General features: G+C 41.0%; 8 protein-coding genes and 1 pseudogene. 7 read left to right on the forward strand and 2 right to left on the reverse strand.

The annotated features are described in order from the left end of the window. A pseudogene (locus tag BQ3481_RS11565) lies at positions 1–2913 on the forward strand (hypothetical protein); the annotation flags it as partial. Positions 2914–3340: 427 nt separating this feature from the next. Next, complete coding sequence (locus tag BQ3481_RS09185) at positions 3341–3631, forward strand: hypothetical protein (protein WP_157927991.1); 291 nt, start codon at positions 3341–3343, stop codon at positions 3629–3631. Positions 3632–3926: 295 nt separating this feature from the next. Here the strand turns inward: BQ3481_RS09185 and glyS are convergent, their stop codons facing one another. After that, positions 3927–5384 (reverse strand): glycine--tRNA ligase, encoded by a 1458-nt coding sequence (glyS, locus tag BQ3481_RS09190; protein ID WP_157927992.1) that lies wholly within the window; start codon positions 5382–5384, stop codon positions 3927–3929. 6 nt (positions 5385–5390) lie between these two features. After that, positions 5391–6233 carry a deoxyribonuclease IV gene (locus BQ3481_RS09195; RefSeq protein ID WP_157927993.1) on the reverse strand — a complete coding sequence of 281 codons (843 nt, stop codon included), beginning with the start codon at positions 6231–6233 and terminating at the stop codon, positions 5391–5393. A gap of 112 nt (positions 6234–6345) precedes the next feature. On the opposite strand from BQ3481_RS09195, the gene BQ3481_RS09200 reads away from it, so the two are divergent. The 5 genes from BQ3481_RS09200 (at position 6346) to BQ3481_RS09220 (ending at position 12930) form a co-directional block, all read left to right on the forward strand. After that, a complete protein-coding gene (locus BQ3481_RS09200) occupies positions 6346–7356 on the forward strand; it encodes a DNA primase (RefSeq protein WP_157927994.1) in 1011 nt (336 codons plus the stop codon). Continuing rightward, positions 7353–8477 carry a DNA primase small subunit domain-containing protein gene (locus BQ3481_RS09205; RefSeq protein WP_157927995.1) on the forward strand — a complete coding sequence of 375 codons (1125 nt, stop codon included), beginning with the start codon at positions 7353–7355 and terminating at the stop codon, positions 8475–8477. Before BQ3481_RS09200 ends, BQ3481_RS09205 begins: the two co-directional genes overlap by 4 nt. A 91-nt stretch (positions 8478–8568) precedes the next feature. Next, positions 8569–11409 carry a UPF0182 family protein gene (locus BQ3481_RS09210; RefSeq protein ID WP_157927996.1) on the forward strand — a complete coding sequence of 947 codons (2841 nt, stop codon included), beginning with the start codon at positions 8569–8571 and terminating at the stop codon, positions 11407–11409. Further along, on the forward strand, positions 11410–11970 hold the full coding sequence (locus BQ3481_RS09215) for a type 1 glutamine amidotransferase (RefSeq protein ID WP_231911781.1): 561 nt from the start codon (positions 11410–11412) through the stop codon (positions 11968–11970). It begins immediately after the preceding gene. Positions 11971–11985: 15 nt separating this feature from the next. Beyond that, complete coding sequence (locus BQ3481_RS09220) at positions 11986–12930, forward strand: hypothetical protein (RefSeq protein ID WP_157927997.1); 945 nt, start codon at positions 11986–11988, stop codon at positions 12928–12930.

Genomic DNA, 12930 nt, shown 5'->3' on the forward strand with positions numbered 1-12930 from the left:
TCAGAGATAGTAACCGCCTCTGATGTATCATCTACAACTGGTACAAAGAGCAAAACACTGACTGAAACAGTAACCTCGCATGACTCCATATCATTCAAGGGTGGAATCCACATTGAGGCAAGGGATCAAAATAATAACCTAATTGCAGGTTCCTCCTATACGCTTTCACCAAATCACGATGGCAGTAACACTCCTGAAGTGATAGTTGACGGAGGCATCAATGATAATGATGCCCAGAATAATGGTAGGGTAATTGTTACCTTGGTACCGTTTGGATCTTATAACATAACAATGACAACAATACCTGCAGGATATAACGTGCTTGGAAACTCTACAATCTATACTGTACATAATACCAACTTGAACGGTACTACCATATTCAGACTTACACCAATCAACTACAACCTCAAAACATTGCCGCCTACAGTGATCACATCAGCACCACACCTCGATAGTACCACTCTTAATTCATGGTCGCCTTCTGGATTTGATGCAGTAAAAATAAACGGTACAGTACATACATCCATAACAAAAGTTCAGAGCCTACCCCCGATAATTTCGGTAGGATCATCTAATTCTAGATTGAGTAATGCAATTACAAACCAGGTAACGGTATCATTGAAAACATCCTTTGCAGACAATACCACCCCAACTACAATAATGAATACATTGGGCGTACCGGCATATTCCATGCCAAAATCATCAAATGTTATAGCAGTGATACCAAGTATTGTGGGAACAACAAGTACGTCTAGTACCAACCAGGTAGTAACCACTCCGCCCCTCAACAAGATAATTCCTGGCCAGAAGATGATCATCCCGGTAGAAACTTCAGTAATTCCACAAACAGGTGGTCTCAAGCAACTTAACGTAACAGCATGTGCAAACCCAGGCCAAAATGGATGTGCAGCATATACCCCTAGTTCATCAAATGACTGGTTCCTAGTAAAGACAGACAACAAACTTCCGTCTTCAAAACCCGCACTGCCTCAAAATGACAAGCTAACGCTATACGTCAATGTAACATATCAGCACGAAGTATCTGGAATAGGATTTGACTGGTCAAATTCTGCCAACTTTAAGACTTCTCCGCAATTGACACTACAGCTACCCAAGAACCCTTCAGGAGTGCAAGTGGATTCCAATGGGTGTCCAGTATCTGACATATTCTTGTTTGATCCCACCGGAAATGGTGGGGCAGGCAGCTGGGTAAGCAATCCTGTTACTATACTATCGGCCACTCCATCATCTGATAATACCCTTACATGTGATGTGATAGTATCAGCACCACACTTTTCACAATTTGCACTGGGAGGCCATAGCACTAGCATCTCGTCCGGATCAACTACATCTACTGCAGGACCAGTAGGGTCTATCAGTGCTGGTGGAGGTGTCACTGGAGTCGGCCCAAGTGTTGCTACCACAACAAGTAATGGAGGAGGGACAGGACCGTACCTTAAGATCCAGGACATATCATATGACGTATGTGACAAGCAAATTGTAAGAATCCAGGTGGCAACAGACTATAATAAAACCGATCCTACCGTCATAGTCCGCACGTCAATCAGCGGCGTTGTTGATGCAAAGCTAATACCTGTCCAGCCATATGCCCAAGAAAATGTCAACGCCTCGGTAAGACAGCTCGTCTATGAGGCTTCCATCAATCCAAAGGAGACATCATTTGAGGTGGTTGCAATTGAAACAATAGGGACAAACCTATTTTCGGTAGGAAAAACAGTCACGGTTACAGGATGCAACGAGGACCTAGATTTCACAAAAATTGAACTGGTAACACAGCCCGCCCAGATAGATCTTAGCGCGCCGCAGATATTTGATTTCAAGTTCCAGGTGGGTAATGGAACAAAACAGCCTGCAACTGTACCCACTACACAATTCATCCATGGCAACCCGCTCTTGGTATATGCCATAGTCAACACGCCTACGCAAATCACCTTGCCGGAGCTGCGATTTGCGGTAATTGGAAGTGACATGCAGCAGTACCATACGATATCCATGAATGTTGTTCCGCTGCAGGTATCAAACAGCACATACATGCTGTCTGCAACGGTACCATATGAGATGCTGCAGGCACCTGGCGTGCAATACTGGATTCATGTGGAAAACAGTGCGGGCAAAAAGGCTGATTCCGATGTCTCCACAATAGGTGTCAAGCCAAGCTATCAAATTAATGCAAGCCTCCAGCTTGACGTTTCACAAAACAGGGCTGCAGGAACCACGTCAAGGCCGTCAGCATACCTTACAATCAACGGAAATCCAGTATATGGTACAATATCGCTTCTAGTTGACGGCAAGACTGTCTATGTATCACCGGGACAGTTGTTCCCAAGCGGGCAGACCCAAGTAAGGCTTGAATGGAAGACCCAGCCTTCCGATGCCCTAGTCAATCACAAGATATATGCAGTGGCAAACATTTACGACAAGTCATTTACCGCGCAGGCAAGTGTCATTACATTCTCGTCAGTCAAGACAGAGTCAATTACACAGCCAATAGACATTTCTCCGATCAACGATACCGCAGGACACGCCGTTGCCAACCCGCAGGTACTCTATTCCTCGTTTAACAACGAGGGTACCATGAGATACAAGGTAACCGCACCTGACGGCACGTGTGTGATAGGCGCCTCGGACCAGTGCCTTGTACGGGACTCTACACTTGATGCACCAGGGCAGATGAAGAGCATTACAATAGGTGACCAGATATACCGTGTAAGATATTCCGGAATAAACGATACGCTTGAAAGGTTCTCCATAACGTCAGTTGACCCAATAGTTGGAACATGGAATGTCGAGATAGACTCCCAGTCAGACCTTACACCGCAGATGCATGTGATGGATGGCGTGTCACTAAAGGTGACTTATCGACCAGTAACCTTGCCCTTCTTGTCTGAATAAAAAACTAGTTCAAGGGAAATACGGTGGCTATTGCAAGAAGAGAATCAGATCTGAAATCTTTGTCATTTTCTGGCTTGGTAGTCTCGTATTGTAACCATTAGATCTAACTTGTATGCAAAATAAAATATTTTACAAATGTTGAACAAGAAACATTTTGTTGATACGAGTATATCTATTATCACAGGAATTATGATATCTGTATATGATTACCTGTCCATGAATACAAGACAAGTAACTGAAAATAATTCTATAACCAATTAGTAGATTAAGCCGCAGATACATCAACTAGTGCTACTGTAAAAAATTATACAGTGCAATTTATGGAATTGTTGAAAGTTTCTGTAAAACCATAAAATTCCAAAATGGCCTCGTCAAAAATTATATCAATTCCACAATGCCTGATGATCGTTATAATTATTGTTGATCAATGCAACTCAAAAATATCATAATGTACGGTGCAATCATAGCACTCCCTGTAGCAGTAGTGTACATGTATGGATTACAATCATTCAATCTTGGAGAATCACAGACATCATCTGTAAATTCCGAGAGTTTTTTTATTACGGGACACGTAACCATGTTTGTTACAGCTCCTGATGGTAAAATGATAACCTGTAAGCAATCTGATAACATCATTGTAAATCAAGGACACCAAGCGGCGGAACATCAACAGTTTCTATATCAAATACATTCACAAATACATCTGGTGGAGCAGTAACTATTTCTGAAGATGTTCTTTTCAATTCTACAAATAAAGCAATTGACGGTATGTTTGCCGAAGAACCAATCAGCCCTAGCATAACACTGAACAACAATGATCACTAACCGTCAAGTGGACTATCTCAATAACAAACTAGACCAAAAATTTCTTGAAACATGTTTTTTTATATTTTTTAATGTTCAGGTTTTCACTGTTGATATACATAAGAAAATCTCGGATGGAACATCAAGTACAAAGCAGTAAGTCATCATCTGTATGTTGAACACCAGTGATTAGTTTTGCGATATAATTTTTAGGGAAATGCAGTAGCCCTTGCAAGATGAGAGTCAAGATCTGAAATTTTTATTCTTTCTTGACTCATCGAGTCTCGGTTTCGTATTGTGACAGTATTGTCTTCCAATGTCTGGTGATCAATTGTTACTGCAAAAGGAGCGCCAACCTCATCCAATCTTCTATATCTTCTTCCTATTGCACCAGAGTGGTCCAAAAATGTATCATATTTTTTTCTTAGCATCATATACACCTCGTCAGTCTTTTCTGCCAATCCGTCTTTTTTTACAAGAGACAAGATACCTACATGGACTGGAGACAAGTATGGCTCTAAGGAAAGTACAACCCTGTCATTTTCCTTGTCTTCTCGGAGTCTATGCTCTATCATGGTATACAGGCTTCGGTCTATTCCCATTGATATTTCAAATACATGTGGCAGGACCTTTGTTTCATCGTCCATCACCTCAAATTTTTCTTTGCTTGTATTACCATGGCTTTTCAAGTCATAATCAGATCTGTAGTTGCATGCAACAAGCTCAAGCCAGCCTATGTTGGTCTCAACCTCAAAATCAAATGCAACTGTTGCATAGAATGCCTTTTCCTTTTCTCCTAGCTTTCTAAACCTGCTCCTTGATACATCAATTCCTGTCTTTTGGTAAAACTCTACAAGTAGTCCAAGGTAATATGCAACTAGCTTGTTTGGGACCAGGCCTGAATCCAGTGCCTCCTTACACGTCATACTCTTTATGGTATCGTCTACCATTATTCTTATCTGAGTATTTTCAACCTCTGAGAACTTGGGCAGATCATCAAGATTGGCTGGATTGCAAAATACTTCAATTTCTGCCTGATAAAATTCTCTTAATCTAAGAAGGCTCTGCCTTGGCGAGATCTCATTTCTAAAACTTTTTCCTATCTGAGCAATACCAATCGGAAGCTTTCCTCGCATTGTCTTGAACAGCCTTGGAAAATCAACAAAGATGGATTGACATGTCTCTGGCCTGAGATATGCTGATTCTCCCTGGGCTCCTATTCCAACCTTGAACATCATGTTGAATTTCTTGATACTTTCAAAACTTCCCTTGCATTTGGGACACTTGATGTTTTTTTCCTGTATCACTTTATCAAACTCTACCAAATCTGCACTTTCTGGGATAGTAATTGAAGTGATCTCTTCTATCATCTTGTCTGCCCTAAAGATGGATTTACATTTTGTACACATTGCGATTGGATCTGCAAAACTTGCCAAGTGACCTGACGCGACAAAAACATTTTCTGACATTATCTGCGAACCGTCAATCTCCCACATCCTGTCTCTCCTTACCAGTTCTCTTCTCCACAATTCAATGAACTTGTTCTTTAGACTGACTCCTGAGGGACCATACTCCCAAAATCCTGCATGTGCATCAGAGTAAATCTCACAGCTTGGAAAATAAAATCCACGCTCCAGTGCAAGTTGTATTATTTGATCGTAATTCATGATTCACTATGCCAACTCTTTTGCCTTGCTCAAGTTTCCAACATCATCACGTCTCTCATCAATCGGTGTCTCTAAAATTATTGGAATTTTTTTACGATTTATTGTTTTTATGATGTGCCCCAACCCCTTCTCCCCAATGTGTCCCAGTCCAATGTGCTCGTGTCTGTCTAGGTTGCTTCCAAGTTCTCCCTTGGAGTCATTGAGGTGCAAAATTTTGAGGCGTTCAAAACCTATTGCATTATTTAATTTTTCAAGTGTTGCAGCTGCACCTTTTTCTGTACTCATGTCATAGCCAGCTGCAAAACCATGGCAGGTATCAAAACAGATGCCAAATCTTTTGGCAGGCTTGAGCTCAGACAAAATGGATGCAAGCTGGTCAAGATCAGAACCAACACTGTTTTTTTGACCTGCTGTGTTTTCAAGAAGAATAGTCACATCATCCGGGGTGTCTTTTGCAGCCTTTGTAAATGCCCTGAGTAGCATCTCGATTCCTTTCTTGTCTCCTTGGCCCTTGTGACTTCCTAAATGTGCAACAATGTATGGAATTCCCAACTTACTGCATCTTTTAACCTCGTCTATTAGTGAACCAAGTGATCTTACAAATGGATCCTCTTCTGGAGAGGAAAGGTTTGGCAAATATGGCATATGAGCTACTGTCGCAAATCTGTCAATCTTGGTCTTGGCAAGTTTTTCTTTGAAACTTGAAGCATCATTACTTGTTAATGGTTTTGCAGCCCATCCTCTTGGGTTGCGGGTAAAAATCTGAAATGCTGAACATCCTATTGCTACAGCGTTATCAACTGCCTTGTCTATGGAACCTGCAATGGATACATGTAATCCAACCTGCATGCCACTAATTTATTTGGGTTTAATTTAAACTCGCAGGAAAATAATCCAAGCTAGTTTTATCATGGCAAGATGATATAATCAAATTTTTAAGGTTATTGATGACAGAGAGAGTATGCTAAAGATTGGAGTAAAGGATTTGGCAAAATATCCTTTTCTTACAGAGGCCGGGGAATATCTGCGAAACACGGGACTGAGTCTTGAGCAGCTGGGGCATCCAGACTGGCAACCAATCGTCGAAAAGGCATATGGCAGAATCGTAGTTGCATCATCTGGACAAATTTATAGTTCTGATCTTGAAACACTGGACAATGATTCTGAGTTGCTTTCATTCCTAGTGGCAATAATTTTACTCAAGTCTGCAGGAATTGCAACTCTTATTCGAAGGTTTTCTCTTGCAGAATCAAGAAGAGCCGAAAAATATTTGCAACAGGATCTCTGGGTAAGCAGAGATAAAAAAAACCTAGAGCTTCCATTGAAGATAATCCGGGATCTCTTTGCAGTCAATGTATCAATTGACAATGAAGATTTTGTGATCAAGGTTCCTGATTATCTACATCGCGCAATCCATTTTCATGAAAAAGAATGGAAGTTGATAAATAGAAGGGTTGCAAATGGCCTTGTCTACCTGAGTGCACATGAAACAGTCAGGCTGATACGTGCTGAGCTTGGTGAATACATCAATGGAAAAATCCAGTCAGTCAATGTTGATTCTGTACCTCAAATCTTCAGACAAAGGGTAGAAGATCTGGTGGCACTTGCCAAAAAGTTTTCTGACACGGCCTATGTGTCTTCGGAATATCCTCCATGCGTCAAGCATGGAATTGAAGTTTTAGAAAAGGGAGAGAACCTGCCGCACTCTGGAAGATTCCTGCTTGCTACCTATCTTCTCTCAAAGGGCCAGACAGTTGATCAAATTGCACCCTTGTTCAAAAATGCCCCTGATTATAACGAGCGAACTACAAGATACCAACTAGATCACATTTCTGGTTCATCTGGAAGCGGAACCAAATACCAGTGCCCATCGTGTGAAAAACTACGAAGCGAGAGTCTCTGCTTTGCCATCCCTGACTGTGATGGAATAATAAATCCCGTACAGTTTGGCAAAAAGAGGAAGAGCCAATGAATGAAAAAAATGCATTGCTGATAGAAAGCGCATTCAAGGAATATTATTTTAACCGTTTTGATCTAATACATGTTCCACAAAGAGCTGTGGAAAGGGAGTTTGGATACCAAAAATTCAATTCTGGAATGACTAGGCACCTTGTTGTAAAAAACGACAAGGAACTACATCTAATGTTGATGAAGGAGGTCCCCTCAGATGTGTACTGCTCAAATGCATACTATATGTTTCCAAACCTTCCCATGTCAGAGAAAGACTGGAAAGGTGCAGACATGATCTTTGATATTGATGCAAAAGACTTGGCCCTTCCATGCAGAAAAGATCATACCATATTCAAGTGCAGCTCTTGCAACAATTCTGTAACTGAATTCCAGTCCCAGTGTCCAAAATGTGGTTCTGGAAAATTTGAGACTGCATCTGTAATCTGTAAGAATTGCATATCCGAGTCTAAAAAAGAGGTTACAAAGCTTGTTGATATACTTACAACTGACTTGAATGTGCAAAAAGAACAGATAGAGACATATTTTTCTGGAAATGAGGGGTTTCATATCCGTGTAACCAATGCTGATTACGAACCGTTGGGTTCCCAGGAAAGAGCAGACTTGGTAGACTATATCATGTTCAATGGTGCAATACCTGAATCATTTGGAATCAAGCGACAAAACAACTCCAAGTCCTTGCTTCCCACCTTTGAGGAGAAAGGATGGCGAGGCAGAGTTGCACGTAAATTATTTTCATCGAGATCAAAGGTACCCAAAGTTACACGCGAGATAATTGCAAGTGGATATTCTGCATTTCAGGTACAGCTAGAAGAGATCAAAAAAACCATGGGAGTAAGAGTTGACCCCAAGGTGACCATGGATATACACAGAATATTTAGGCTTGAGGGATCAATTAACAGCAAGAGCGGCCTCTCAAAAATTCAATGTACCAACCTGGATTCATTTGATCCATTTTTGGAAGCATGTCTTCTTGGAGACGATAATGTGGAGATTATGGTAGACTGTCCATTGCAAATACGGCTGAAAAACAAGAAGTTTGGTCCATACAAGAGTGAAATTGTTTCTCTGCCAAAATATGCCGCAGTTTACATGTTGTGCAAAGGACTGGGAAATGCAATATGAAAAAATTCAACCTTGATTTGACTTATTAATGGTATTTTGCAAAAGAAACTTAGGTAGACATTAGTTTGACACAAAGGAAGGTAGCCTGATTTTGTATAATTCATCGACCCAGTCCAGCCCACCACCACGTGATGCTAGTAAATATGTCAAGGTTGGCATTATTGTTCTAATAGCTATTGTGATTTTTGTCCTGACAAGCAACCAGGCAGTAGTCATGTACATGAACTCGCAAGAGTTTGGTACTCTGTTTACAAAGCCGCTTTACTTTTCATTGCTCTCTGCAGTGGTCTTGGCATCTATTGCATTGATACGGGTGAACATCAAAAACCGATCATCAATGTCATGGTATGCCATCAATACCATCCTGACATTCTTCAAGAGAGGTGCAAATTATTCCGTAACAGAAACAATTCCAAGTTTTAAGGATTACAAACTAAATGTTCCAAACTTTATCATCTGGCAAATAACAAAAGTTGTACTTTTTGGCGCATTCTTTACAAATCTAATGTTTGGATTTGCACTTGTCTACCTGGTTGATGGGCACAGCTTGGGTATTAACAGCATATGGAATATATTCTCACTTCCATTTGTTACGCCGCCTACTGATCCATCTTACGCTACAACGCATGTAGTCCCGATGATTCCGTCACTGACAATTCTTGTTCCTCCAATACTTGCTGTAATAGGTCTCAGACTTGTACTCTATGTGGGACTGCATAACATTGTGGGACTGGTTACTAGGTATCTACAAGATGCAGCAAAGGGCAAGCCCAAGGTTCTTGATTATATTTCCACAGTTGAGGCAATAATTGGAATTGGAATCATCTGGGCTGGAATTAACATGTTCTTTACAAACCAAATCGATTACAATACCAGGTATGCCATAGGTGGTACACTAGCTGCAGGCTTGGCACTTGTTGCATTTTATTTCATTGACAAATTCAAGTCTAGGGTAATCATATTTCCATCAAAACGTGACATCTACATTCGTATACTTGTTTTGGTAATCATTGCACTAGTTGCAGGTTCCATTATGATGGTAAACAACAGCATTGCAGATGCAAGAAAAATAGAATTTCTTGGTCCATACAAGGCAGAACAGATAGGTGTAAACAGATACCTTGGACAGTTAGACCAAATAACAGTAGTTCCAGATAATGTAAAGCTAAGCTCTGTTGCGCCAAGCGACATTCCAAACTATGTTGCACAAAATAACGCTCTGTTAGACAAAGTTCGAGTCTGGGACTGGGATGCAGCATTTGCAAAACTAAAGCCTGAGATTGGCCTCATACCATATGTGAATTTTGAAAATAATGACATACTGAGATTCAATGATACTCTGTACTGGACTGCATCCATGAAACCAATACTGCCAGATTCAGTTACCCAGGAGAACCAGTGGTACAACCAGCATTTTGTATATACTCATGTTGACAATGGTTTTCTTACCCTTAACGCCCAAAATGGAACAATTGTTGACAGCAACAAATTCTTCAAGCAACGAATGATTTACTATGGAGAGGGTGGCCTGTTCTCAGAAACATGGGCTGCCTATCCGCAGAACAGACAAACCTCTGCTGAGCTAAACAATGCGACATACAATGGAACCGGAGGAATTGAAGTCAAGCCGCCAATAAGCCAGCTCTTCGAGCCCAACTTTTTCTTGTCATACCCAACTGAACCAATGCACATACTCAGATACAGGGATGTACATGACAGAATGCAGCTGCTCTATCCATATTTCCAGTATAACTTGCTTGGAAAACAACTAGATATACTTCCTGTAAGCAATGGACAAAAGACCTACTGGCTTGTACCTTTGATTGTAGGTTTTGATACTGGCAATGTCCCATGGTCATTTAGTAATCCGTACCTGAGATTGGTGGGATATGCACTGGTTGACATTTATAATGGCAAGGTCACCCTGATAAAAACCGGTGATGACTTTTTCACAGACATGTTTGCAAGTCAATACCACGACCAGTTCATTGACATGCCATCATGGCTTGGAAAACAACTCAAATACCCAGAGGCTCTCTTTAACTGGAAAGTTGAGATGTTCAACATTTATCATGTGACTGATCCTTCTACGTTCATACAGGCAAAAGATTTCTATGAAGTTCCAAACGGTCTTGGAACTTATTATGTAGAAGAGAAACCGCCTGGATTTGACAAGCTAACATATGTAGGCCTACTCTCGCTTGAGCTACGAGGATCTCAAGGGAGAAACTTGGCAGGATACATGATTGTGCAAAATGATGTTTCAAACCTTGGCAAGATGCAGTTTTACCAAGTTCCGCTTGATTCAAAGACAAAACTTTTGGGACCAACTGCAGTACGCGAAGCGTTATCAAGAGAATCAGCCTTTGCCCAGCTGCAAACCCTGTTGAGGACTCCTAGAGTGGGAGATAATATTTTGTACAGGATAGGAAACCAGGACGTTTACTTTATTCCTGTTTATACCGCAGGTTCTGGTGGTGTGGTTACACAGCTAGGAACCATTGCAGCAGTGGGTGCTGCATTTGATGGTGAATACTTTGTTGGCCTAGGAAATACACCACAGGAGGCATTTGCTGCTTATCTAGCAAAAGTCAGCGGCGTTGCACCAGATACCATCACTGCTGCACTGCAACTAGACGAATCAACTAGGATATCTACCATAAAAACAATACTTGGTGACCAAAAGATAACCATACTTACTCCAATGTCAATCCAGTTCCCACTTACATTTGAGGAAGGCAAGGTGTCCTTTATACAACAATCTGACCTTGGCAATACAAAGAATCTCATATCAGAATTTGTGAAAAACTTTGTACAACAAAACAATAACAAGATACTGTTTTGGCAGGAAAACGGTACGGTAAAACTTGGAGCTGTAACAGTAGATAACAGCGTACCGGAACTGCACTATATCACAATAGGTGTAAGATAGTTGCTGCTAGTTGTAGACAATGGATCTGTCTACACTTCCTCGCTCTTGGACTGTATGAGAGGTCTCGGTGTACCGTTTGAATCTCACGCATTTTCTGATGTATCCACAATAGATGCCAAAAAATATTCCTCCATTATATTGTCAGGAAGGCGAAAAAACAATCCACAGATGAATGTGATAAACTCGGGACTGGTCAGACACTCGCTAGATGCAGGAAAGCCGTTGCTTGGTATTTGCTATGGTGCAGAAATTCTTGCACTGACCCTAGGGGGGACAATAAAAAAAATGACATCTCCTCGTCATGGCCTGTATCAAGTACAGACCATAAAAAATAATCTTCTTACAAGTGGAAAGATTGACGCCTTTGAAAGCCACTCGTACATGATATCAAAACTTGGCCCCACTTTTATCCAGATAGCGTCATCTGATAATTGCCAGTTTGAAATATTCCAGTATGGCGACAACAATGTTTTTGGAACACAATTTCATCCAGAGATGAGTGTGGACGGGAGATCTCTTTTGGAAAAATTTTCTTCCATTAATGGTATTAATAATACGTAAATTATTGGTTCCTTGATGGATTCTACTCACACACTAGAGATACCAATCGTAAGAGAGGAGAACATCTGTCTACCACTTGTTGTAAGTGCCGTATCAAAATACTGGGGAGTTGACTTGCCGCTAAAAGAAGCTGCAGAGATTGCAAAAAAATATCAAAACATGAAAGGCAGCATACTCATTGAAGGCGTTGAGCTTGCAGAAAGACATGGGCTTGCTGGCATTATAATAAATTCTACTCTAAAAGAGCTCAAAAAAATGATCGACATTGGTGTACCGCCAATTGTTATCTTGCCTGGAGTAAAGGATGTAGTGCAACATGCGTCGCTGATTGTGGGGTATGACGAGACAGAAAAGACAATCTTTCACTATATACCAGAGCCTGAAAAGATAGGGGCTATACCCGAGAAGATATTTGATGAGCAGTGGCAGGAGGATGACCGGTTGATGATCTTGCTTGTTCCACAAGACATATTGTCAGACATCAACACATTTGATGAAAAAAAAATAAAATCAAACAGGCTGTGCTTTGACGGGGAAAAGCTACGGCTGCAGGGCAAGACTGGAGAGGCAATGGAAAAACTAAGGCATGCCCTTGAAATTAACAAGTCAAACTCTACTGCAATGTGTCTTTTGGCAGGAATACTAAACGACCAAAACTCTAGCGAGTCAGTATCTTACTATAACAAAACCATAGCATTGCATTCAAAATACTATCTTGCATACCGGGGGCTTGGAAATTATTATCTCAAGACCAAGGATTATTCCAATGCAGAAAAATATTATACTCTTGCACTAGATGTTGACTCGACAAGATTTGCACCAATCTACAAAAATCGTGGACTGGTAAGATATGAGCAACAAAAACTTGGTGCTGCAAAACAAGATTTTCAAAAATATCTAGAGCAGATGCCTGAAGCACATGACAGGACTGGGATTGAGCAGGCAATATCGCAACTATGA

The sequence above is a fragment of the Candidatus Nitrosotalea okcheonensis genome, from assembly GCF_900177045.1.
GTDB classification, from domain to species: domain Archaea; phylum Thermoproteota; class Nitrososphaeria; order Nitrososphaerales; family Nitrosopumilaceae; genus Nitrosotalea; species Nitrosotalea okcheonensis.